Annotated in this window: 22 protein-coding genes, 1 tRNA gene and 1 pseudogene; 11 read left to right on the forward strand and 13 right to left on the reverse strand. The window is 59.9% G+C overall.

The features are described 5' to 3' along the window. Positions 1-91 precede the first annotated feature (91 nt). The 8 genes and pseudogenes from BBBR_RS10895 to BBBR_RS05430 all read left to right on the forward strand — a co-directional run bounded on the left by BBBR_RS10895 (position 92) and on the right by BBBR_RS05430 (position 7355). Positions 92-1410 (forward strand): annotated as a pseudogene (locus tag BBBR_RS10895) (relaxase). A 157-nt stretch (positions 1411-1567) separates the two neighbouring features. Then, a complete protein-coding gene (locus tag BBBR_RS05400) occupies positions 1568-2662 on the forward strand; it encodes an ABC transporter ATP-binding protein (protein WP_003829512.1) in 1095 nt (364 codons plus the stop codon). Beyond that, positions 2659-3498, forward strand: a complete 840-nt coding sequence (locus BBBR_RS05405; protein WP_003829514.1) for an ABC transporter permease — start codon at positions 2659-2661, stop codon at positions 3496-3498. Before BBBR_RS05400 ends, BBBR_RS05405 begins: the two co-directional genes overlap by 4 nt. Beyond that, the gene (locus tag BBBR_RS05410; protein ID WP_003829516.1) at positions 3495-4358 is read left to right on the forward strand and encodes an ABC-2 family transporter permease; all 864 of its coding nucleotides are present in this window, start codon (positions 3495-3497) and stop codon (positions 4356-4358) included. Before BBBR_RS05405 ends, BBBR_RS05410 begins: the two co-directional genes overlap by 4 nt. A 66-nt stretch (positions 4359-4424) precedes the next feature. Continuing rightward, positions 4425-4913 carry a hypothetical protein gene (locus BBBR_RS05415; RefSeq protein ID WP_003829518.1) on the forward strand — a complete coding sequence of 163 codons (489 nt, stop codon included), beginning with the start codon at positions 4425-4427 and terminating at the stop codon, positions 4911-4913. 2 nt (positions 4914-4915) lie between these two features. Further along, positions 4916-5266 carry a hypothetical protein gene (locus tag BBBR_RS05420; protein WP_012577399.1) on the forward strand — a complete coding sequence of 117 codons (351 nt, stop codon included), beginning with the start codon at positions 4916-4918 and terminating at the stop codon, positions 5264-5266. Between the two features lie 123 nt (positions 5267-5389). Continuing rightward, positions 5390-6679: a sensor histidine kinase gene (locus BBBR_RS05425; protein ID WP_014483693.1), complete on the forward strand. Its 1290-nt coding sequence runs from the start codon at positions 5390-5392 to the stop codon at positions 6677-6679. Continuing rightward, positions 6672-7355: a response regulator transcription factor gene (locus BBBR_RS05430; protein WP_003829522.1), complete on the forward strand. Its 684-nt coding sequence runs from the start codon at positions 6672-6674 to the stop codon at positions 7353-7355. Before BBBR_RS05425 ends, BBBR_RS05430 begins: the two co-directional genes overlap by 8 nt. 373 nt (positions 7356-7728) lie before the next feature. Here the strand turns inward: BBBR_RS05430 and BBBR_RS05435 are convergent. From BBBR_RS05435 to BBBR_RS05490, 12 genes are all read right to left on the reverse strand, one after another. Further along, positions 7729-7801: transfer RNA gene (locus tag BBBR_RS05435), tRNA-Asn, on the reverse strand. A gap of 111 nt (positions 7802-7912) precedes the next feature. Continuing rightward, entirely contained in the window at positions 7913-8956 is a 1044-nt protein-coding gene (gene tsaD, locus BBBR_RS05440; protein ID WP_003829524.1) for a tRNA (adenosine(37)-N6)-threonylcarbamoyltransferase complex transferase subunit TsaD, read from the reverse strand. Continuing rightward, on the reverse strand, positions 8953-9552 hold the full coding sequence (gene rimI, locus BBBR_RS05445; RefSeq protein ID WP_003829525.1) for a ribosomal protein S18-alanine N-acetyltransferase: 600 nt from the start codon (positions 9550-9552) through the stop codon (positions 8953-8955). Before rimI ends, tsaD begins: the two co-directional genes overlap by 4 nt. A gap of 14 nt (positions 9553-9566) precedes the next feature. Further along, entirely contained in the window at positions 9567-10448 is an 882-nt protein-coding gene (tsaB, locus tag BBBR_RS05450; protein WP_003829527.1) for a tRNA (adenosine(37)-N6)-threonylcarbamoyltransferase complex dimerization subunit type 1 TsaB, read from the reverse strand. A gap of 56 nt (positions 10449-10504) precedes the next feature. Beyond that, a complete protein-coding gene (tsaE, locus tag BBBR_RS05455) occupies positions 10505-11071 on the reverse strand; it encodes a tRNA (adenosine(37)-N6)-threonylcarbamoyltransferase complex ATPase subunit type 1 TsaE (protein WP_003829530.1) in 567 nt (188 codons plus the stop codon). An 8-nt stretch (positions 11072-11079) separates the two neighbouring features. Further along, positions 11080-12051: a DNA polymerase III subunit delta gene (gene holA / locus BBBR_RS05460; RefSeq protein WP_003829531.1), complete on the reverse strand. Its 972-nt coding sequence runs from the start codon at positions 12049-12051 to the stop codon at positions 11080-11082. Positions 12052-12129: 78 nt separating this feature from the next. Continuing rightward, a complete protein-coding gene (locus tag BBBR_RS05465; RefSeq protein WP_003829533.1) occupies positions 12130-13836 on the reverse strand; it encodes a ComEC/Rec2 family competence protein in 1707 nt (568 codons plus the stop codon). Next, a complete protein-coding gene (locus tag BBBR_RS05470) occupies positions 13833-14600 on the reverse strand; it encodes a ComEA family DNA-binding protein (RefSeq protein ID WP_223261714.1) in 768 nt (255 codons plus the stop codon). Before BBBR_RS05470 ends, BBBR_RS05465 begins: the two co-directional genes overlap by 4 nt. Positions 14601-14685: 85 nt before the next feature. Then, the gene (leuS, locus tag BBBR_RS05475) at positions 14686-17649 is read right to left on the reverse strand and encodes a leucine--tRNA ligase (RefSeq protein ID WP_003829537.1); all 2964 of its coding nucleotides are present in this window, start codon (positions 17647-17649) and stop codon (positions 14686-14688) included. 42 nt (positions 17650-17691) lie between these two features. Continuing rightward, a complete protein-coding gene (locus BBBR_RS05480; RefSeq protein WP_003829539.1) occupies positions 17692-18573 on the reverse strand; it encodes a transporter substrate-binding domain-containing protein in 882 nt (293 codons plus the stop codon). 12 nt (positions 18574-18585) lie between these two features. Next, entirely contained in the window at positions 18586-19536 is a 951-nt protein-coding gene (locus BBBR_RS05485) for a magnesium transporter CorA family protein (protein WP_003829540.1), read from the reverse strand. A gap of 179 nt (positions 19537-19715) precedes the next feature. Further along, the gene (locus BBBR_RS05490; RefSeq protein WP_003829541.1) at positions 19716-20561 is read right to left on the reverse strand and encodes a histidine phosphatase family protein; all 846 of its coding nucleotides are present in this window, start codon (positions 20559-20561) and stop codon (positions 19716-19718) included. Between the two features lie 68 nt (positions 20562-20629). Here BBBR_RS05490 and BBBR_RS05495 point away from each other — a divergent pair, with 68 nt between their 5' ends. Continuing rightward, positions 20630-21901, forward strand: coding sequence for a THUMP-like domain-containing protein (locus BBBR_RS05495; protein WP_003829542.1), 1272 nt, complete (start codon positions 20630-20632; stop codon positions 21899-21901). A gap of 81 nt (positions 21902-21982) precedes the next feature. On the opposite strand, the gene BBBR_RS05500 is transcribed toward BBBR_RS05495, so the two are convergent. Beyond that, positions 21983-22387 (reverse strand): pyridoxamine 5'-phosphate oxidase family protein, encoded by a 405-nt coding sequence (locus BBBR_RS05500; RefSeq protein ID WP_029575532.1) that lies wholly within the window; start codon positions 22385-22387, stop codon positions 21983-21985. Positions 22388-22621: 234 nt separating this feature from the next. Here BBBR_RS05500 and BBBR_RS05505 point away from each other — a divergent pair, with 234 nt between their 5' ends. Continuing rightward, complete coding sequence (locus tag BBBR_RS05505) at positions 22622-23557, forward strand: DMT family transporter (protein ID WP_032738195.1); 936 nt, start codon at positions 22622-22624, stop codon at positions 23555-23557. Positions 23558-23631: 74 nt separating this feature from the next. Beyond that, positions 23632-24330 (forward strand): nitroreductase family protein, encoded by a 699-nt coding sequence (locus BBBR_RS05510; RefSeq protein ID WP_015438880.1) that lies wholly within the window; start codon positions 23632-23634, stop codon positions 24328-24330. The last annotated feature ends 154 nt before the right edge of the window (positions 24331-24484 follow it).

Here is a 24484-nt window from a genome sequence, read left to right on the forward strand (position 1 = left end):
TTCTATCGAAGTGGCCGTGCCGGCAAAGGACGCATATCTCTCATAGACGCCATGCGCCGCCGTGCCGGGCGCGCGGGCGGAGAATCATCGTATGATACCGAATATCGTCAGGGGTTCGGACCCGGCCGGCCTGGTGCGCTACCTGTTCGGCAAGGGACGGCGCAATGAACACACCGACCAGCATCTCGTGTGCGCGAGCGGCGACATGTTTCCCTCGTTTGACATGGATGGCAGGCCGGCGGCGTCGTATGCGGAGATAGGCCGCAGGTTCGACCGACGCTACCGCGTCAGGGAACGCAAGGACGATCCGTTCCCGCCCGACATGCGAGGCAAGAACAACCCCGAACGAGAGCATGGCAGGAAGCGCGTGTGGCACTGCTCGCTCGCCATCAAGGCCGGCCAGGGCATACTGACCGATCAGGAATGGGAGGCCGTCATCCGCGATTATCTGACGCGCATGAACATCATCGACGGCGACGACGATCAGGGCGTCACATGGCTCGCGGTCCGCCACGGACTGTCCGCCAACGGCAACGACCACGTGCACATCATGGTGCAGCTCGCCGCCGACGACGGATGGATCAACCCGTACCACGACCGGATCAACGCGCAGAGATCATGCAGGCGGATGGAGAAGACGCGCCCCGAACTGGTCGGGCTCGCACGCTCCGATACCGGCACGCGCGTCAGCTGGCAGTACGGGCAATGGCGGCAATGGGCCGAATGGAAGGCGCGGAACGAGTACGGCGACGAGCGGGATGGGAGGCGTTGGACGGCAAAGCGAGGAGCCGGCTCGTCACGGCGGTCGCCGCCTCCACGATGCCGCGCCAGTATGTCGGCCGGATCGTGGAGGCGTGCGCCAAGGCGTCGCGCAGCGAGGACGAGTTCATACGCCGCGTGCGCAGGGAAGGCTTCTCCATCGACCCCAGGCTGCGCAAGGGAACCGCCAAAGACTCGTTCACCGACCCCGGCCAGGTGGTCGGCTACCGGATCACGTGGCATAGCACGGATGGGTGGATGGAACGGTTCAACGCCTTCGAGCTCGGCGACGACATGCGATTGAAACGACTGCGCGACGACTGGGCGGACGATGCCAGAAGCCGCAGCCTCGCCGTCCAGGAATGGCGCGCCGCGATGGAGAACCGCCCGCCCTTCCTCGATGACGGACGAGAAAGACACCCCGAGAATCTATCCACGCACGACATGGAACGCCTCGTATCCGAAGCGTTCGCCATCGCCGCCAACCTCAACAGCGCGGCGGACGACGACGAATACCGGGCAGCGATGCGCGAGGGCCTGCACACGTTCGACATGCTGCGCGAACGCTACGGGCTTACGCAGGACGGCCTGTGGATAACGGCCACGGAGATGAACGAAAGCCCTATGCCAGCGCACGTAGGAAAAATTTGACAGCAGCCTCGAATCCCTACCTCCGTCGCATGTCGGTGCAAACTCAGAAGGAATGTCCTCCCGAGAGTACACATCCGCTCTCATTCATTGAGGTATCGCGCGTAACGAGTTTTCATTGTAAATGCCACGGTATGGTGACGGATTTTGGAGGACGATAATGACAATACAATATACAGCGCAGCCGGCTGATCCGGCGTCGAGTGCGGTGCTGACGCGCGGGCTGGTGAAGCGGTATGGGGATTTTCTCGCGGTGAACGGGTTGAATCTGAACGTGCCGGCGCATGGCGTGTATGGTTTGCTGGGGCCGAATGGTGCGGGCAAGTCCACGACGATGAAGCTGTTGCTTGGGTTGGCCTCGGCCACGAGCGGCGATATGTGGATGTTGGGGGAGAAGGTGGGTGGCCGGCACAGGTTGCAGGCGGGCCGGGTCGGTTCGATGATCGAGGGGCCGAGCTTCTACCCGGGGTTGAGCGGTCTGGATAATTGCCGTATGGTGGCCGATTACCTGAATCTGCCGGGTTCGGCCGCGCCCGCGATTTTGCGGCAGGTCGGTCTGGCCGGCCATGAGGGCAAGAAGGCGAGGGACTACTCGCTGGGGATGAAGCAGCGGCTGGGCATCGCGATGGCGTTGATCTCGCAGCCGGAGCTCCTGTTGCTGGACGAGCCGACGAACGGGCTGGACGCGGAGGCCGTGGTCGAGGTGCGCGAGATGATCATGGGTCTGAGCCGCGAACGGGGCATCACGGTGATCATCAGCTCGCATATCCTTTCCGAGATCGAGAAGATGGCGCCGGTCGTGGGCGTCATCGCGGCCGGCCGCCTGTTGTATCAGGGTTCGCTCGACAGTCTGCGCGAGGAGGGGCACATCGATTTGCGTGTCTCCGACCCGAAGCTCGCGGCGGCGATGCTGGGCTCGGACCGGATCGACTACCGGTGGCTGCCGGGCAGGGATGGCGGCGTGCTGCGCCTGCCGGAACTGCCGGACCAGCGGATCGGCACCCTGATCACGCAGCTCGTCGGCCAGGGCGTCGCGGTCTATCGCGTCGCCTCCGAGCGCAAGACGCTGGAGCAGGCGTTCCTCGAACTGATCGAAAGCCCGCAGAGCCGCGAGCCCACGCCTCATCAGGCGCAAAATGCCATGGATTCCGACGCCGCACGCGCATCCGCGCACGCATCCCCGCGTCGTCCGTTGCCGATCCGGCAGGCTGCGGGTCGGGCGGCGTTCGCGGCGGCGGACGGAGGCGCACGATGAGCGGCGCGGCAGTGTTCGCGGCGACGGGCCGCCGTCCGCCGCGCCCCCGCGCGAAGACCGGCAGCCCGTTCACGCTGGCGCGTCTGGAGTTGTTGAAGGTGCGGGGCTCGTCGTTCTGGTGGATGCTGCTGGGCATGATGCTGCTGGTTTCGGCGTGGGCGGGCATGGCGTTCATGAAACGCGCCGGCAGTCCCGTCCCGGCGTTGAGGTCGGCCGCGTTGGCCGATGGCGAGGTCTATCAGGTCGTGAGCCTGCTGGCCCCGATTCTGGCGGCCCTGTTGACCAGCCGCATCGCCGTGCTGGAGACCTCGGAGCGCATGAACCTCACATGGCTGTCGTTCGGCCAGTCGGACGCGGCCCGGTTCGTGGGCAAGCTCATCGTCGCCGGCACCGGCGTGGGGCTTTGCTTCCTGATCCCGTTGCTGTGGGTGCCGATCGCGGCGAAGGCCCTTGGCTTCACGGTGGCCGGCTCGTTCGCCGCGCTGGTGTGGGTGCCGGCCCTGACCGGCTTCCTGTCCGCGACGGCCACGAGCGCGGTCCAGCTGATGTTCTCGATGATGATCGACAAGCAGGCCATCGGCCTGGGTCTGGGCGTCATCGCCGGCGTGCTGGGCTCCGGCCTGGGTGCGATGAACAGACCCGCGCTTGGCTGGCTGTTCCCGGCCGGCCTGAGTTCGGCCGCGAGCCCGTTCGTCAGATCCGTGGATGCGGGCGGCAACGCCACGATGCTGCTCGCCGCGCGCCCGTGGATGGCCGTGGCCTCCGCGGCCATGGCGTTCCTCGGCTGGACGCTGGTCAGCATGGTCGTGGTCAAGGTGAAGGAGTCAAGACGATGACACACGCAAACGCAGTGAACCCGGCAACCAATCCGGCAATCAACCCGGCCGCCAATCCAGCTGCCGGCCCGAGCCATGCCGCGATGCCCCGCGCGCATGCGGCGGGACGCCGCAGGCCGTCCGTGTGGGCGGCGTTCCGCTGGGAGACGCGCAAGGCCGGCAACCTGTGGTACTGGATCGTGACCGTCTTGTTCGACGCGATCGGCATGTTCAACGGGTGGAGCCAGTACACCGGCTACCAGGCGGAGTTCGCCAGGCAGGGCGTGACCTGGGCCGCGATCTGGGGTCAGGCGATCCTCCTGCCGAGCATGGTGTTCATGCCGGTGCTTGTGGCCGCGTTCGCCGCGCAGGTCGAAGCCAACGAGCATCGAGGCCGCAACTGGCAGCGGCTGAACGCCGCCGGCACCGTGAACGCGGCGATCGCCGGCAAGATGCTGCACGGGCTCGCGGCTTCGGCGCTGACCGTTCTCGTGTTCGAGGCAGAGTTCATCCTCGTCGGACGCTTCGCCGCCGGATTCGACCTCGCGCAGCTCGGCCCGTTCCTGCTGCGCGGTATCCCGCTGACCCTGTCGGTATGGGCGATCATGACGCTCACGCAGGCCGTGAGCGCGAAGGCCGAATCGTTCGCGGGCACGATGAGCGTGATGATGGTCCTGACCATCGGCGGATGCGCGCTGAGCCTGGCCGCCCCGGCCATCGCCGGGCCGTATCCGCTCGCCCTGATCACCAGCGCCTCCGCCGCCCGCGACCTCGCGAACATCGCCAGCCCGGCATCCATGCTCGCCTCCACGACCGCCGCCGCCATCTGGACCGCCATCAGCGCCCTGATCTTCCACCGGCTCGCCAAACAAGCCGTCTGAGCAACCGTCCACGGGCTCCCCTCACCTGCGGGAGCCCGCCACCCAACACCATGGAAAGGCTTCATCATGCACACCACCAGCCAACACAACGAACGACACGACGAACAACACAACGCGCCACACAACAGCGAACAGTCCATACGCCTGCCGCGCCGCGTCATCGCCGTGCTGATCGCCGCCCTCGCCGCGATCATCCTCACCGGCTGCTCGACCGGCATCGGCGTGGCCGGAGACAGGAACCTCCAAGGCATACGCACCCAAGACGGCGACTCCTACACGGGCGGCTACAAGGCCGACTACAGCAAGTTCACCGGCGAGGAGGCCGTATTCGGCGGCACCGGCAAGAAGGCCAGCATCCACCTGAACGGCACCATCACAGGCACATCCGGCACCGGCAGAATCCTCGTGACCAACGGCAGCGACACGAAACGACCCGTGCCCGCCACGAACGGCAAAATCGACCAGACCTACAACGTCACAGGCACCAGCTTCTACATCTACGTCACCGGCGACCAATTCACCGGCACCGTGAACCTCACATCCAAGGAGCAATGACCATGGCAAACACATCCCAATACCCAAACCAGCAACCGGCATATACGCCGGCACCGCCGGACGGCGGGCGGACATGGGGCGGCTGCGCCAGCCTCGCATTGGCCGTCCTTCCCCTTCTGTGCACGCTCGTGCCCCAGCTGCTCGGCATCCACCTCTACACGACGGGCTGGGTCAGGAACATCCTCGTCATCATCGACTTCGTATGCCTCATCGCTTCGCTCGTCATCGCGATCGTCACCTATCCCGAACAGGCGGGAGGACACAGAATCGTCAGTACAATCGCGATACTCTTATCCGCAGGCCTGACTGCCGCCGGCGGCATGCTCATCTTCCTCATGTTCATCAACCAGTAGGAATCCGACTGACAACGGAAAACTTCTTTGGAAGTTCATCTAACCGCATACACGCCATACAGCACAGGCCACATGCAATACGTTTCAACACGGATGGGGCAGCACCCAGGGAAGGAGAATCGCATGACCGCAAAAACCGGAAACGACAAGCGCCACGCGGTTACCGGCCTGATCGGCCACGTGGCCGCGTTCTGGCGGTCCAGCCCGGTCGCGCGCATGGTCGCGCCGATACTGTGCCTATGCTACGACGTGATGATGCTCACCAGAATCGTATTCACCCATGGCGGGGGCGATTCGGCAGCCATGAAACTGTTGGAGCATCAATGGGGAATCCCCGTACTCGCCATCCTATGTGCCTTATCTGTTGTGGCGCTGTTGTTCCGTATCAGAATGCCGTTCGCTATTTTGTGTGCCATATGCGGATTGTATCTATGCGCTTGCTTGATTCAAGCGGAGCCATATCTGATGTTGCCTCTCTTGTTTGCCGTCTACACGTCTACAGCCTTGGCCGCGACCGCTGAACGTGCCATTGCGGGAATGGTTTTGTCGGGATTGTCAATCGTTTGCGGCCTCTGGATTGCGACCTTCCCCGCCTTGCAGACTGATATACTTCTGCCCGAGTCCCTCCTTGCGTCGATGACCGCTATTTTAGCTCTTTGGTCGCGCAACATCAGTCAGCGGCGGAAGGGAGCGGCCTTGGTGGAAGCTCAACAGCAACGAAGCCTGGAATTGGAACAGGAACGCGATGAAGAACGTCGGCGGGCGGACGTCGCAGCCGAACTGCATGACAGCGTGGGCCATAATCTCACCGCTATCATTGCACTTACTGAAGGCTTGGAGGGATTGACACAGGAGCCGGTGGAAGGCGCTATAAAGAGTATCAATAACTTAGCTCGGCAAAGTCTAGGTGATACACGCGAGGCGGTACGGAAACTTTCATCTCCGGTGACGTTACGGAAAACAAAAACAGGAACGGTGGAACTGTGCAGCTGGAATGATATAAACCCGATTCTTCAACATGCTCGTGATATTGGAATCGCCGCCATTCTGACCGAGACAGGAAGGCGTCCAGACGATCTAGCCCAAGCTGATTTATGCTTCCGAGTGAGTCGTGAGGCTGTCACAAACACAATGCGCCATGGGAAAAATATAACGCGAATTGTGGTTTCATGGGATCATCTGGATAATGGGGAACTCCATATAACAGTGCGTGATGATGGTAAGCCAACGCTGAACAAAGATAACCGCGCTAAGGGGACCGGTTTCGGGCTTGCTGGCCTAGTGACTGAAGTTACGCGGGTCGGCGGGCACCTTCACTATGGCTCATCATCAGGGCAGGGGTGGACTGTTTCAGCCATTATTCCACAGCAAAAACGTCCATATATTCCTGTGCAGGAGGGAAACGATGATTAACGTAATGATCGTGGACGATCAGCAGCCGACCAGAATGGGTTTTTCGCTCATGGTCATGAAAGATCCTGCGCTTCGCATGACGTTGCAGGCGGGGAATGGACAGGATGCCCTTGATATTCTTGCGGCACTGCAATTACATGGGCAGAGCCTCCCTGACGTCATTCTTATGGATGTTCGCATGCCTGTTATGGATGGGCTCGATGCCACGGCAAGAATCAAACAGTTATATCCTTCAATACGTATCCTGATTTTAACCACATACGATCAGGATAGCTATGCGTTTGGGGGATTGAGCGTCGGAGCTTCGGGATTCTTGCTTAAGGACGTTAAGACTAAGGACCTGTGTCGGGCCATTCACTCGGTGTACGATGGAGACGCCATACTCACACCACGGATTACAAAGGAAGTGATTCGCCGAGGGGTTCCCAACGTCAGCATCAATGCTGACACTCTGGCCATCAGAAGTAAATTCGATTCATTGGGCCCTCGCGAATTCGAAGTCTCAGCACTGGTCAGCGAAGGAATGACTAACGCTGAAATTGCTCAGCGTCTCGGAATGCAACTGGAGGCAGTCAAAAAGGCGGTTAGTAGGTCTCTTGCCAAGCTCGATGTCAAAGAACGTGTTGGTATCGCGGTGCTCTGGTATAAGGCCGGAATGCCGAATCTGCAGAAGTGACAGATTCCGTAGAATAATGTAGGGTTTCTGAATCGTGAAGGGCTCGTAGCGGGCGAACCCGTGACGGTCCATAACTGTCCTCGTTTGAATGGCGATCGGCGCGCATCGTGGTACCGCCGACCGGTATTTTCTCACGTGAATATAGTGCCGCTTGTCTCACCTGACAGATGCGGCCTAGCATTCAATGTCTCTGATTAGCGCGGTCAATGTTGCCCAGAGCCTCGATACAAGTATTGAAAAACTACTTGATGACAGTGCCATGAAGATGGAGATCGAACGCCAAGCGGTCGCACTGCGCGTTCAACTGGATCAAATAAATCAGATGACGGGAAACAAGAATGCCACCGGCGACACGCCGGTGGCTTCAGGTGAGCTCCTGCGGCTGGGCTTGAACCAGCGACCGTCCGATTAACAGTCGGATGCTCTGCCAACTGAGCTACGCAGGAATAAGTTGTTTTGTGCTTAAGATTTCTCTCGCGCACAAGTCACATAGTCTACACGTACCTGAGGAAAATACAACTTACATGCGTGTCATGCATGTCGCGCATGATTCGTTATCACATCGAGACCTTGGTCAGGGTCATGGCGGAGTCGATTGGGAAGTCGGGGGCGCTGGGTGCCACGCCGGCTTCGACCAGGTTCACGCCGAGCATGGCGACCATGGCACCGTTGTCGGTGCAGAGCTTGATCTGAGGGATGCGGACGTCGACACCGTAATTCTCGCCGAATTCGAGTAGTTTGGCGCGCAGCTGCGAGTTGGCGGAGAAGCCGCCGCCCACGATCAGCGTGTTGGAATCATACTGCCGGCAGCCGCGCATGGCCTTGCGAGCCAGCACAGTGGCCACGGAATCGGCTAGGGAGGCGCACACGTCATCCACTGGAATCTCATGGCCGGCGGCCTGTTCGCTTTCCACCCAGCGGGCGACAGCGGTTTTGACGCCGGAAAAGCTGAAATCGTATGGGTGTGCAGCACCGGCCTTGCCCTGGGTCAAGCCCATCGGGACCTTAATGGCATGCGGGTCGCCGTTCTGGCCGTGACGGTCGATGTGCGGGCCGCCCGGATAGGGGAAGCCGAGCAGACGGGCAACTTTGTCGAAGCACTCCCCTGCCGCGTCGTCCAGCGTGGTGCCCACCACGTCGATCTTGCGCGGCAGGTCCTCCACGTGCAGCAACGAGGTGTGGCCGCCGGAAACGATCAGAGCCAGCGTGTCTTTGGGGAACGGGCCGAACTGCAGCTGGGTGACGGCAATGTGGCCGATCACGTGGTTAATGCCGTAGATCGGCTTGTTCGCCGCCCACGCTAGCGCCTTGGCGCCGGAGACGCCCACGGCTAGGCAGCCGGCCAGTCCGGGGCCGGCGGACACGGCGATAGCGTCCACGTCAGCCAACGTCATATTCGCGTCGGCGAGCGCCTTGGACACGCACGGAACGAAGGCCTCGGCGTGCGCGCGGGAGGCGATTTCGGGAATCACGCCGCCGTACCGCGCGTGTTCCTCCATGGAGGAGGCCACCACATTGGAGAGCAGTTCGCGGCCGCGTACGATGGCGGCTGCGGTTTCGTCGCAGGTGGATTCAATGCCCAGTACAACCGGTTCGCTCATCGTGCTTCTCCGTTCGTAGTAGTGTTCTCGTTCAATGTGTTCGTATCGTTCGACGCATGTTCCGTGCCCGCGCCACTCGCACCCGATGTCGTTCGTGTTGATACCGTCTGCGCCGGTGCAAAGCCCACGATCCTCGGCTTCAGGTCCAGGCTCATGGTGTACGCGTCAATGCCTTCGGGCTGATAGTACCGTTTGCGCAATCCCATACGTTCGAAACCGAAGCGTTGGTACAAAGCCAGCGCGGGCTCGTTGTCCACGCGCACTTCGAGCAGCATGCGCGCGGCGCCCTGCCGTTTCGCCTTGTCAATCAGCGTCTTGAGCAACGCGGCGGCGATGCCTTGCCGTTGGTGCGCCTTGCCCACACCAATGGTCATGAGTTCCGCGTCCTCGCCGTCGTACCAGAAGCCGGCGTAGCCGCGAACAACAGTCTGTTCCGTCTCGCCAAACACGTCGAGCAGATATGTGCGGGTGGGTGCATCCAGTTCCTCGCGCACCATGTTCTCGTTCCACGCGCCACGGCCGAATAGTTCGCCTTCCAACTGTGCGATGGAGTGAACCGCAAGATCACGACTTACGGCAGTGATGTCAACAATCATCGAATCAACCTGTCTCACGCCTTATCGGCGCCGGCATGGCCGAGCACGTGCTTCAGCGGGTTCGGCACTTCGGCGTCCGGCCGGCGCAGGTACAACGGTTCGACCGGCACGTCCCTGTCGCCACGCAGTTCGCGGCTCAGTGCGGTGGCCGCAAAGGCGGCAAGCCCGGCTTTCCCGGCATCCAATATAGATCCGTCCGCCACTGAGCCCAGCGCGCGCAATCCCTGCCAGACGGACGCGTATTTAGCCGCGCCGTGGCCGGCCACATCTACCACGTAGCTGACGCCGTCACGTTCGCCGTATTCCGCGAGCGCCGCGTTCACCCGTTCGACGATATGCTCCGGATAGTCGATGTCCATCTCGATCCAGCGTCGTTCCGCGGCCTCCTCGTCCGGCCGGCTGATGCTGCCGTGGTTGAGCGAGAAGTACAGCTGCTTGCGGCGCGCATCGTTGACGCACAGCGTAACATGGCGGTCGAGCTCGTGCTCCTTGGCCTCGGCGTCCGAGTCGTCACCATCCGACTGATGCGAGCCCAAGCGCGGCACGTCCGCCAGAAAATCGATGCCGTCGAACAATTCATCGCCATCCAATACGAAGCTCATCATCTCGCCTTGCGGGTCGAGCACGTTCTGTCCGACGAGCTTGGCCCCGGTGGCGAAGGCCAGTGCCTTGGCGGCCACGATGCCAGCGCGCAGGCCGGTGAACGGCGCCGGGCCGATGCCCACGACGATCTCCTCGATATCGGTGGGGGTCAGGCCGGCTTCTTCGACCGCACGCGCGATATTGACCTGCAGCTTCTCCACATGGGTGCGCGAATCGGTCTCCACAATGGGCTCTCGACCTACAATGCCGACCGTCGAACCGAATGAGGTGTCAATCACCAGCGTGCAACCCATGAATCCTCCTAGTCATAAACCTCTAGAGAGTGTACATCGAGGAGTCTATGGGCGGATTATCGTAAGTCGAACGACTCCCATCGCGCGCCCACCGGTACGAACGTGACCGTACGAACACCATCGCTGGTCAGTTCGCCATTCATGTCATCCGACACGACGGCAGCTTGGTCGAGCGGACGGTCGATATGAACTTCCAATCGTTCCGGAGCCAGTGCGGTGGCCATCTGCTCGCCCCACTCCATGAGCACCACCGTGTTCTCGCCAGGGTCTTCAAGCTCCTCATCAAGACCCAGAGACTCAAGCTCGTCAAGCAACCGAGCGACGACATCCTGACCGGGGGCATAAGCCGAACCACCCAAACGATAGGCATCCACATGCACCAGATGTGCGGGAGTTCCGTCCGCGAATCGTCCATCAAGCTCGCGGGCGATGGTAAACGTCGGCGAGACAATAGGCTCGGTAATGCCGAGTCCAGCGCCGAATCCTTGCGCAAATGTGGTTTTGCCTGCGCCAAGAGGTCCGGAAAGCAACAACACGTCGCCGCCGTGCACCAATCCGGCGATACGCCTGCCAAGATCTTGCATGGCTTCGCTAGTGGAAGCCTCAATCACGTGTTCGATCATCAACTGCCCTACCGCCCTTTATGACTGATGTCTTCGATGCAACGCTCCAGCGCATACATCGGGTCGCCACCGTTTGTCTTACTCTGCTCATCGGCCCAGGCGAGCATGCGGATGCAGTGCGCAAGACCGGGAGAAGTCCACCCGCCGAGTTGGCGCATCGCATTTTTGAGCACCCAGGGATTGGTTTTCGCCTCGGCCTGCGAAATCGTGCCGGCACGTACGGCCGATGCCTTGGCGATGGTTCTGAGCTTCATAGCCAATGCACCAATCAATGCAATGGGGTCGGTTCCTTGTTCCACTGCCGCACGCATCATAACGATGGCTTCAGCGGTACGACCTTCAACGGCTTTGTCCGCCACGGCAAAGCCAGTGACCTGCGGGTTGGCGGTGAGATACTGATTGGCACGGTCGAGTCCAATGGGATTGTCCTCAAAATCAAAACACAATTGCTCGCACATGGCCGCAAGCTCGCCGGTTTTGCCGCCAAGCACGGACACAAGCTGTTGGGCCGCCATCGGCTCCACCCTGCGCCCGCGTTTCTCGAATTCGCCGAGCACGAAATTCAACTGCGCATCCGGCTTCTTCAAGTCGGGCACGTCCACCTTGCGAGCGCCGGCCTTGGTCAGCTGATCGATGATCTTGCGCCCCTTGACGCCGCCTTCATGCTGACAAATGACGATGCTGGAGCCGTTCGGGTCTTTGGCCGCCTGTTTGGTGTAGGAGACCAGGGTTTCGGCGAACTTTTCATCGGCGTTTTGCAGATTGATGATTTTCACTACGGCGGTGTCGGAAAGCAGTGAAGGACTGACAGCCTCATCGAAGGCGTATTGGTCGGCCGAGGTGGCGTCGAGTTCGATGAGTTCGGCATCAGGGCGGGCCTGCAATGCCTGTGAGCACAGTTCCTTGGTTCGCATGCCGTTAAGGTACGAGTCGCCTCCGGGCACCACGGTCACCGGTGCATTCGCTACTGTTTTCGCCATGCCCCCATCTCGCCACACAGGTTGGACAATGTATGCCAATACGGTCTATTCCTCGACCTCATACGCGGGCATCTTCTTTCACGAAGAATCACCGGACAAGAGCCGCCGAGATTCCTCGATCCACAAAGTCAGGCGCACCCGCCATACCGAACCGAAGCGCATACCGGGAAGACCGGCTTCCGGCTGCCGTACACGCTTCACTTGACGAGTAACCAGCACCAACAAGGCTCCTATGCCCAGCTCCGCCAGCAGTATCAGCGCAGCGCCGACCACGCCATCTTTCCACGGCAGTGTGGCTATCTCGTTGCTTCCCAGCCACATCGCCACACGTTCCATCACCAATGTGCCCCATGACGACACCCATGCGAACACGCCCGCCAACCACGGCATGCACCATGCGAGAGCCAACGACATCAAGCCGGTGATGGTGGACAGCCCCACGAATGGCGCTACCAGTAGGTTCGCCGGTACGGACAATAACGGCAATTCCGGTTCCATCAGCACCTGAATTGGCAGAGTGAACAGCTGTGCAGCGATGGTCATCGCCATCATCTCCGCAAGACTATGCGGCAATACATGCCCCAGTACGCGACTCAACCGCCCGGCAAACAGCACTATGCCCAGCACTGCCGCCGAAGACAGTGCAAAGCCGTAACTGGTCGACATACCCGGACTCACCACCAACACCCCAACCACCGTCCAGCACAGGGCGCTCAACGCTTGGGATCGCCGACCCATCGCATGCGATGCGGCACCCATCATGCCCATGATGAGTGCACGGGTGACCGAATCACCGGGGAACATCGCCGCAGCCAACAGCACGTACATGCTTGCGATCATCACTGCGGTCAGCCGCCGGTCCATCAGCAGCCACCTGCCAAGCCGACGGACCAGTCCCGCCAGCAGTACAAAATGGCCGCCGGATACGGCCATCAGGTGCATGATTCCCGATTTGCGGAACCGGTCTTCAAGTATGTTCGCATACGTGGCGTGAATCGGCATGGATTGCGAATCCGTGCCGACATAATCCTGCCCAAGTACACCCATCGTCAATCCCGGCACCAGCACACGACCCTGATCGGGCAATTGCTCGGTAACCATGAAAAACTCCTGCTGCATGCGGGATATCAACGCATAATGTAGCGGCGGATCTCTCACCTGCGCCAACGGCTGGCTGCCATCAACCAGCAGCCATAATGGCATGCGGCCATACCTCGCCTGCTGCAAAGTGCCCGCCAGACGGTACGCCGCGCCCCTATGCATGCGCGCGCAATACGGGTCATCGGCATACACGCGCGCTTTGGCGACCGAGCCCCTATCCGTTCCCTCAATCACGATGACGCTGAATCGCACATCCACCTGACAGTCATAGCCGCGCTGGTCCGAAGCGACTACAGGTGCCGTCACTGTAGCCGTAATCGCACTCTGCACGCTGGATTGCCGAGCTTGGGTCATTGCCGGATCGTGCCAGGCGATGGTGTCTGCCGCAATCGTCGTCATGCTGCCGACGCACGCCGCCGCAATACAGACAGCCAGTACACCGGGCCAGCGCATGCGTAGGTGATGGGCCAGCAATACTACCAATATCAACACCAGACACGCCATGCCGCCCGGGAGCAAACGCTCCCAACCGATGCCATCCGAGGGCAACGCATCAGCCTCGCGCTCCGACCACCAGGCAAACGCGCTATGCGAGCCCAGACTCGCCGCCCACATGGTCAAGGCGACCGGTAGCATGCGCCAATCGTGGCTCCCCTGCTCCCGCAACGCCCAATCCTTGCTCATCTGACTGTCACCTGCCCTCGTATCTTCTCCAAGGTTTTCGAGCCAATGCCCTTGACGCCGAGCAGTTGATCAACCGAGGCGTATCGGCCGATTGTCTTGCGATAATCGATGATGCGCTGAGCGGTCACCGGGCCAACACCCGTAATGGTTTGCAATTCCGCCAGACCGGCGGTGTTGATGTCAACAAGCCCATCATCAACGGTTACGGCACTGTTCTCATCCGTCTGTGTTTCCGGGAGTTGCTCAGGATCCGGCTCGACATCGGTCATCTCGTCCGAATCGGAGGAAGACTGCGGCCTCTGCTGCGTTGCATTGGCATTGTTAGGGGTTTCGACGGCAACATTCGATAGCGCGGCCAAATGCATTGATTGTTGAATCAACAGGGTCAGACTGATGCCCAGCGCGGCAACCAATAACAGCACGACGGCCAGGGCCTGATGGACATTGAACGTCAGCCGCGGCTTGTCCCGTAAACGATGGACTGCACCATCGGCAGCATCCGTAGAACGTACGCCTATCAAATCGGATAGTGATTGTCGGCCGTTTTTGGATCGAGCGGACGAGCGGCTCGAGACAGCCGCTGCCGGAGGAATATCAATAGATTTTGCGCGACTCGACTGAGGTGGTGGCTTGGGAGGCTCAGCCGCCGCTCGGCCGCTGGCCCCAAAGCTTGACCGAGGAACAGGCATGGCTTCTTCCGCCCTGCACAGGTCTCGCAGTCGGCGGTTGGCATCGATGGTCTTGCGGTTACGAAAAACGCCCATGAATCCACGCTGATGGATTCATGGGCGTTTGTCTAGCTGAAATGGGGTATGTGGTTCTAGCTTATGAAGTTATCCACAATGAGCGTCACTCAGCGGGAACGATGGAGACGATCTTGGGGGCCTTGACAATCACCTTACGCGGCTCCTTGCCGCCAAGACGGTCGGCGACGGCGGCACGCGCCTGCTTCTCGAGATCGGCCGGGTCGATGTCGACCGGCACTTCGAGCTTGGCGCGTACCTTGCCCTTGATCTGCACCACGGCGGTCACGGTGTCGTGACCCACGTAGCGCTCATCAGCCACCGGCCACGGCTCGGCGGACAGGGAATCGGCGTGGCCGAGCTTGTTCCACATTTCCTCGCAGATGTGCGGGGCGATCGGAGCAAGCATCAGGATCAGCGGCTCGACGGCGGCACGCGGCACGGCCTTCAAGCCGGTCAGGTGGTTGTTGAGCACAATCAGCTTGGCGATGGCGGTGTTCGGGCGCATGCCCTCCATTTCCGCGGTCACTTCGGCGATTGTGTTGTTGAGTAGCTTCAGGGTCTTCTCGTCCGGGGTTTCCTCGGACACGTGCACCTCACCGGTGGTCTCGTTCACCACGTTGCGCCACAGACGCTGCAGGAAGCGCATGCCGCCGACCACGTTGCGCGTGTTCCACGGGCGGGACTCGTCCAGCGGGCCCATGCTCATCTCGTACAGGCGGAAGGTGTCGGCGCCATAGTTCTCGTACATGTAGTCCGGGGTCACGATGTTCTTCAGGGATTTGCCCATCTTACCGAACTCGCGGTTGGCGTGTTCGCCGTTCCATGTGAACGTCGGTTCTCCGGAAGCGTCCGGCTCGCCTTCCACGACCTCGTCGGCCGGCACATACTGGCCACGGTCATCGGTGTAGGCGTAGGCCTGAATCATGCCCTGGTTGAACAGCTTGTGGAACGGTTCGGCCGAATCCACGTAACCGAGGTCGAAGAGCACCTTGTGCCAGAAGCGGGAGTAGAGCAAGTGGAGCACAGCGTGCTCGACGCCGCCGATGTACAGATCCACGCCGCCTTCGTCACCCGAATACTTGTTGTGGTTCGGACCCATCCAGTAGTCGAACTCGTCCTTCTCCACCATGTGCTTGGTGTCGGTCGGGTCGATGTAGCGCATGTAGTACCAGCAGGAGCCGGCCCAGTTCGGCATGGTGTTGGTGTCGCGGTAGTAGGTCTTGACGCCATCGCCCAAGTCAAGTTCGACCTTGACCCAGTCCTCGTTGCGGCTCAGCGGAGCCTCCGGGTCGGATTCGGCGTCCATCGGATCGAAGGTGCGCGGCTCATAGTCAGGCACGTCGGGCAGGTTGATCGGCAGCGCGGAATCCGGCAGCAGATGCGGGGTGCCGTCCTCGCCGTAGACGATCGGGAAAGGCTCACCCCAGTAGCGCTGGCGGGAGAACAGCCAGTCACGCAGACGATAGCTCACCGTGCCCTTGCCGATGCCGGCAGACTCGAGCCAGGCGTTGACCTTGGCGATGGCGTCGTCCACGCGCAGGCCGTCGAGGGAGAGAGCGTCGCCCTTGGCCGCGGTGGCTTCGACGAAAGAATTGATCACGATGCCGTCATGGGAGACGAACGGCGCTTTGCCCTCATAGTTGGCTAGGTCGTCGCCGGATTCAGGCAGAGGCTTGACGGTGTAGATGACCGGCAGTCCGAACTTCACGGCGAAGTCGTAATCGCGCTGGTCGCCGCCAGGCACGGCCATGATGGCACCGGTGCCGTAGTCCATCAGGACGTAATCAGCGGTGAACAGCGGAAGCTTAGCACCAGTAATCGGATTGGTGGCGTACAGGCCCGTGAACAGACCGGTCTTCTCGCCGGCCTCGTCAACGCGGTCCTTGGCGGTCTTGGCCTCAGCAGCCAAACGATAGGCCTTCACTGCCTCGACCGGGTTGGCATAGCCGCCCTTCCAATCCTCGGGCACATCAGCCGGCCATTCGGCAGGTACGTTCTCCAGCAGGTGGTGTTCCGGGGAAACGACGGCGAACGTGGTGCCGAACAGCGTGTCGGGACGGGTGGTGTAGATTTCCATGTCCTTGCTGCCATCGGCGGTGGCCACGGTGAAGTGCACGGAAGCGCCGTGGGATTCGCCGATCCAGTTGCGCTGCATGAGCTTGACCTTCTCAGGCCAATTGATGCCATCGAGATCCTCGATCAGGCGGTGGCCGTACTTGGTGATGCGCATGGACCACTGGCGCAGCTCACGCTGGAAAACCGGGAAGTTGCCTCGCTCGGACTTGCCTTCGGCGGTGACCTCCTCGTTGGCCAGCACGGTGCCCAGACCCGGGCACCAGTTGACCGGGGACTTGGAGATATAGGCCAGGCGGAAGTCGTTCAAAATGTCCTGCTGTTCGGCCTGGTCGAGGTCGGCCCACTTCTTGCCGTCGGACTCGTGACCTGGAATGGCCTTCTCGCCGGATTCAAACTTGGCAACGAGTTCGGCGATGGGGCGTGCGGAGCCCTTGGAACCAGAGGGGTTGGTGGCGTCCTCGTCATACCAGGAATCGTAGATGCGCGAGAAGATCCATTGGGTCCAGCGCACATAACCGGGGTCGATGGTGGCGAAGGTACGGCGGTTGTCGAAGCTCAGGCCCATGCGGTGCAGCTGGCGGCTCATGTTGGCGATGTTCGCCTCTGTGGTCACGCGCGGGTGCTGGCCGGTCTGGACGGCGTACTGCTCGGCAGGCAGACCGAAAGCGTCATAGCCCATGGCGTGCAGGACGTTCTCGCCCTTCATGCGGTGGTAACGGCTCACCACATCGGAGGCCAGATAGCCCAGCGGATGACCTACGTGCAGGCCCTTGCCGGACGGGTATGGGAACATGTCCATGGCAAAGTAGGCGGTGCGGCCTTCGGCGTTGCGACCTTTACCGTCCTTCAGATCGCCATTGACGTTGGCGGCCCAGAAGGTGCCTTTCTCATCCCAGATCTTCTGCCATCTGTTCTCGATATCCTGCGCCAGCGCGGCGTTGTAGCGGAAGTTGGGCTCTTCGGTTTGCGTGCTCTTCTCGTTGTCACTCATAAATCAGCAAGGTAGCCGCGCAACTGGACACGTCGTCAATCGTTATTCAGCATCCGAGACGATGGCCTGCGGGTCGACTTCCCGTGTGACCGTAAGCCGAGTTTGCCGCTTCAATTCAGCCCGCGCGGACTCCCAGCTGCCATCTGCGATCATGTCCTTGAGCGCTTCCGAGATTTTCTGCGCCAACTGTGGAGTCCCTTGGCTTACGGCGATACCGTATTCGACCGAGCCCTCATCCTGCAGCACGGTCATATATTGCGGGCCATTGGCCTGTCGCAGACCGGACAGCACCGCCATGTCGGAGGCGATGGCATCTGCTGATCCGACCTGCACCGCGGTGACGCATTGCGCGTAGCTGTCCCGTTCCTGGAATTGGGCCTTGGGATGGTTCGCGCGGAACAGGTCGGCGGTATCATCGCCTTTCACTATGCACACCATGCGGTCGGTGATGTCACCGATGCCGTCACCCGCCTGCGCAAAATCAGCTCGGTCGTCAGTCCTGATCAACAGACCCACACCAGTGCGCAAGTAGGGTCCGGCAAAATCCGCTTCTGCCTTGGAACCATCGGTAATCGCCCAGGATGCGACGACCATATCCACTTGCCCGTTGTTCAGCATCGACGCCCGGTTTGCGGGCCGTACCTGCTTGAACACGATTTGCTTGTTCGCATAGCCGAGTTTGGCCGCCACATATTTGGCGACGCTAATGTCAAATCCCTCATAGGTGCCGTCATGCCACGCGCCTATTGCCGGCTCATCCGCAGCAACGCCAATTGCAAGCGTTGGTCCTTCCGGCGAACCGTTGACCGTGGTCACCTGAATCTGACCACATCCAGACAGCATCAGCGCGAAGCCCAAAGCAGCAGCAATCCCCGCAACCAGACGGGTGCGGATGCGGCGGCGCAAACGGAACCAGTTGGTCATGGATGAACCGGCTTATTTGAACATGCGCGAACGGGTGAGGAACCAAGTGACCAGAATCGAGAGCGCCACCGAAATGACGACAATCGTGATGAATCCCCACGGCTTATCGCTGAACGGCATGCCGAGCATGCCTCCTTGGAAGTTCATGCCGTACATCGAGAAAATCAGGGTCGGAATGGACAACGTGATGGAGATGATGGTGAAGATGCGCATCACATTGTTCAGGTTATTGGACACGATCGAGGCGAATGCATCGGTCATGTTCGCAAGAACGCCGCTGTAGATGTTGGCCATCTCGATAGCCTGTTTGTTTTCGGTGATGACGTCGTCAAGCAGATCCTCATCGTCCGGATACTGCTTGATTCGGCTTAACGTGGTGAGCTTCTCCATCACGATTTCATTCGATTTCAGTGACGTGGTGAAGTACACCAAGGTCTTGCTCAGCTCCATGAGCATCACGATTTCACGGTTCTGCATGGAGTGGCGAAGCTTCAATTCGAGCTTGTCGCTTTCGCGGTCGATGATACGCAGGTAACGCAGGTACATGGTGGCGTTGCGGTACAGAATCTGCAGGATGAACCGCGAGCGCATAAAGGTGTTGAAGCCGCGGATGGTGCCTTCCATGAACGGATGAAGCACGGGGGTGTCCTGCATGCAGACGGTGATGATGAGATTCTCGGTCACGATAATCGACAACGGGATGGTCTCATACCAGTCACGGCCACCGCGTTCTTCCACGGTGGGAATATCGACGATGATCATCGTGTATTCGTCTTCGACATCCACACGTGAACGTTCCTCGTCATCCAGGGGGGCGCGCAGGTCAGCCAGATCGATGCCGGTTTGCGAGGCGACGGTGGCAAGTTCCACATCAGTGGGTTCACTGAGACACAGCCAAGAGCCGTTCTCCGGTTTCTCGATCTGCTCCACTTGGCCATTGATTGAGCTGAAGATTCTCAGCATGTCGTCTCACCCGCCTTTCGCGCTTTCCTACTGTTCTATCGCTGTACGGTTCCAAACCGAGAATAGTCTAAACCTACCGTTTGAATTTGCGGCGAACGCGTTCATACTGTGTTCCATGTCCCCACGCCAACAGCCGATATGCGGTTGTGCCATGCGGATATGGCGACTAACGTATCCGCTCACCACACAATCGGCTGCCAGCCTGGCATGTGCGGTCCGCGCAGGTCGGCGGGCCCGTTCTCCCAGTCTGCGCAATCGGCAATGGCGGGCGCCTTGTTGTATTCTTCCAGCTCCCACAGTGGCTGCTCCGTCGATTGGCCATTGACGCTGTGACGCACTTTCAGTCGGCACCAACAGGCGTTGCGCATGGCACCAAGCGCGTTCATACCGTCAGGATCCAGATCAAGCAGATTGGCAATGGTGGCGGTAATCCATGAGCCATGGGTGACCAGCATAAGCGTGGTGGGCGTGTCATCCGCATAAGCCGAATCACAGACCAATGCGCGCACTGCGTCGGCTCCGCGCTTGCCGACTTCGGCGCGACTTTCCACCCCGTGTTTGGTTTCCCCGCCAGTGTGGTGCTTCCAGGAGGCGTAGTCCTCAGCGGCCACGGCTTTGATCTCAGCGCGGGTCAGGCCTTCCCATTCACCAAAGCTGCGTTCGCGAAGACGGCGATCGCAGACCACCGGCAATCCCAGCACATCTGCAAAGGCGTGAGCGGTCTGTTGCGCGCGAAACAGATCGCTGGTCAATACCACCATGCGCCGGCCGGCTGCCGGAGCTTCCTCATATTGATGAATATCGGTACGTTCCGCGGCATCCGGTCCGGGCTGAGCGATGGCTTCGGGATGAGAGGCCAGACGGTTTACCTTGGCCCAGTAATAGCGTGAGGCGAGCGCGAATCCGGTTTGGTCGACCTGCCATTGGCCTACGATGTCGAGCGGCACATCGATTTGGCCTTGCAAACGATGTTCGAGATTGTATTGGGTGCGGCCGTGGCGCAGCATCATCACTTCATCAATCATTGGCCTGTCACCTCGTTTGTTGCGGATGTCTGACGTATTCATCTCACCATGACCCCTAGAATGGCCGCATGGAGATTTCTGAGTCGACCTGGGCGTTTATCGCCAAGCATCGCTGTGAGGATGTGCGCGATGTGGCTTTGCATGCCAAACGTGGCGATGGCATTGATCTGTCGTTTGCCTTGGAGCAAATAGCTGGCTGGCAACGCGCTTCGGTGAAATTGCCTGATTGGGCGGCTTGCGATGGCCTGATTTTCCCTCCGCAAGTGCCTATGGAACAGTGTTCTTCACAGTTCACTGCCCAGTACAAGGCTCGGCTCGCCCAACATTTGCTGGAAAACCAGCTCGCTGATGCTGATGCATCCGACTCGACTTCTCTGGTTGACCTTACCGGTGGGTTCGGCGTTGATTTCTCGTATATGGCTCGGGTGTTCGACCATGCCACCTATGTGGAGCGGCAATCCAATCTTTGCGATATCGCCCGTCATAATTTTCCGCTGCTTGCGCTTGCTCACGCCGAGGTCATCAATGACGATTCCACGGCGGTGTTGAGGCATCTTGCCCCGGTTTCCATGATTTTTCTAGATCCGGCGCGCCGTGACGATCACGGCTCACGCACGTATGCGATTGCCGACTGCACGCCTGATGTACTGGCCTTGCAGGACTTGTTGCTTGTCAAGGCTCCCCTCGTCATGGTCAAGCTCTCCCCCATGCTTGATTGGCATAAGACCGTCAATGATTTTGCGGGCGCGGTGCACGAGGTGCATATCATCTCCACCGGCAACGAATGCAAGGAACTGCTGCTCGTGATGGAGCGCGAACGCTGCGCGGCGCCTCGCGTGGTATGCGTCAACGATGAGCAAATATTGGAATATGAGGCGAACCATGGTAGTACCGAGGATGCCGACGGTATTGCGCATGCCAGCAGTGATGGCGAAGAGCCATTGGCCGGCACTCGCACAGGTGCTATCGGAGCCGACCGTTGGCAGTATCTTTATGAGCCCAATGCCTCCATCATGAAGGCCGGTTGTTTCGCTGTGATCAGCCAACGATTCGACGTTCACCCGATTGGACCGAACAGTCATCTCTTCGTATCAGCAAAACCCGTTGATGGATTCCCCGGACGATCGTTCGCCATCGAATCAATCGCCACGATGAACAAACGGGAGCTGAAGCAGGCTTTGGCCGGACTTACGCATGCGAATATCGCCGTGCGCAACTTCCCGCTTTCCGTGACGCAATTGCGCAACAAACTCAAACTCAAGGACGGCGGCCACACCTATCTGTTTGCCACCACGGATGCGCAAGGCCGGCACCTCGTCCTACGCACCCAGAAACAATAAAGCTCCCTCTGATGAGGGAGCTAGCTCGCGAAGCGAGACTGAGAGAGAACAGGTGTAGTCTGCCCCAGCGGAAGGAACCAATCAGTCCTTGGCGATGGTCTTGCCGGCGGTCGGACCGGAAGCCAGGTTCTGAATTTCGGTGACTTCGAGCACCGGAATCACGGCCGGCTTCTTGGTGCCCTTTTCTTCGGCGACCTTGACCTGCTCGTTGTAGATATCGTCGTCAACGTGCAGCACCACGTTGCCACGGAAGCGGTAGCCCTGCTTCTTCTCGAGGTTGGCGAAGGCGATGACCAGCGGGGAGCCGTTCTTGAGGTTCTCGTAGTGCTGGCCGGCGGTGCGCTCGTGGTAGGCAATGTGGGTGTCGTCCAGCACGAACAGGGACATCTTCGGGCCGAGATCTAGTTCGCCGTCCTTGGAGATGGTGGTGATCCAACCGAGGTTGTTCTTGATGAATTCCTGGATTTCCGGAGTGATAACTGCCATGTCGAATCCTTTCATGGGTATGAGTACGACGTGTTGTTCCACTCTTAAGGATAGTGGTTTTCTTCGCTGCCGGCACGGATGTTCGCTGTGAGCAACCTCACCTTCGCACTGCTTTCATTCGCCGTTCACCGCCGGAGCGCAAGGCTCGCAGAATCCTCTTTTCTGACTGGTAGTTCCCGTAATCTGAGAGTCGAGAGAGCCACAAGTTTTCCGTTTTTCTAAGGTGAGTGTGTGATGGGTTTGGTCGAGCGCTGCAACCGGCTGCGTAGTCGTTGGTCACGTAGTTTTCCGCCGAATCTCGCCCGTCTGATGTTGCTGGCCTGCGCTGCGCTGTGGGGAGGCAGCTATCTGCTCGCCAAATTCGCCATGACGGCGATCCCGGCGCAATGGCTGATGGCCCTTCGCATGTTCGGCGCCTGCATGTGCATGCTGGCTTTATTCCACAAGCACATCGTGCCATACCTGACGCCAAAGATCATCGTGCCGGCGCTGGTGGTCGGGCTGACCTATTGGGGCACGATGATCACGCAGACCATTGGATTGCAGACCATAGAACCGGGTCGCAGCGCTTTTCTGACGGCTGCCTATTGCGTCATTACCCCATTCGCCACATGGATTATCTCCAAAACCAAGCCGAGAGCCATCAATCTGGTCGCCGGCGTGATCTGCCTGACCGGCGTTGGTTTCGTGTCGTTGAAGCCGGGAGGCTCGCTCTCCTTGAGTTCCGGCGACTGGCTTACCATCGCCACGGCGGTTATTTTCTCCTTCAACCTGACCTGTCTGGGCGTCTATACCAAGCGTTTTGATCCGATTGCCGTCACCTTCGTGCAATTTAGCGTGGCCGGAATCCTGTTCTTTATCGGCGCGTTGGCCACCGAACCCGCGCCTGATGCAGGATGGCTGGCACCTCCGGTGGTGGCCAGCGTGTTGTATCTGTTCCTTGGTGCCACGATGAGCGCGCAAATCATGCAAAATATCGGCCTGGCCCACGTGCCGGCATCGCAAGCGTCAATCATCATGTGCACGGAGAGCCTGTTTGCCGTATCGTTCTCCGCACTGTTCTGGGGCGAGCGCATCCTATGGAGTTCGTTGGTCGGTTTTGCGCTGATTTTCGCCGCCGTGCTGATGTCGGTCATCAAACCGACCAAATATTCGCTGCATCGTAACTAATTGCCCAATGCCGTCACTATCATGGTGACGTTTGCGGCGTGTTGTGTCGCCGTCATCATGAGGAGGAAATCAGCATGAATCTGCTTGAGTCCATGCAGAAACGCCATGCCGTGCGCGATTACAACGACGAACCGCTCACCGCGGAACAGGTAAATACCCTTGATGAGGCCATTGCCGCCGCCAACGCCAAGCAAGGACTCGATATTCAACTCATCCATGATGTCGATGACGCATTCGGGGGCTGCCCGACCCACTATGGCCGGTTCAAGAATGTCCACAATCTTATTGCGCTGATTGGTACTGACTCGCCTAGCAATGAGGCCATACTGGACGAGAAGGTCGGGCATGCCGGGCAATTGCTGGCATTGACTGCCGTCTCTCTTGGACTCGACACCTCATGGGTGGTACTGCATGAGACCGCTGATCATGACGGCGCGTGGACGCTCGCCGAAGGGGAACGTATGCCCGCCGCCATTGCGCTCGGGCATGGCAACCGCCCCGGCCGGCCGCATCGCAGCAAACCGGCTAAGGAACTGGGAGCCGTAGAAACCGGCGATTACGCGAATGCACCCGACTGGTTCAAGCGGGGCGTTGAGGCTTCGATGCTCGCGCCCAGCGCGTTGGGCAAGCAGCCGTTCCGTTTCACGCTGCTCGCGGACGGCCGCACGGTAAGGGCCGAAGCATTGGAAGGCGTACAGCCGGAAATCGGACTGGGTATCGCCAAGCTGCATTTCGAATTGGCGGCCGGCACCGATAGCTTCGTGTGGGCATAGTCGTTCAATCGTGTTGTGCCGGTTGAGCCTATGACGAAACCGGCCATATAGCGCCACAATACGCAACGCGTATAGGCTCTATGTGAAGGTTTTGCAGGGCACTTGTAAGCATTTCGTCACTTTCAGAGGGCCTTCAGCAACCTTCAAGCACAGA

The sequence above is a fragment of the Bifidobacterium breve DSM 20213 = JCM 1192 genome (assembly GCF_001025175.1).
Classification (GTDB): domain Bacteria; phylum Actinomycetota; class Actinomycetes; order Actinomycetales; family Bifidobacteriaceae; genus Bifidobacterium; species Bifidobacterium breve.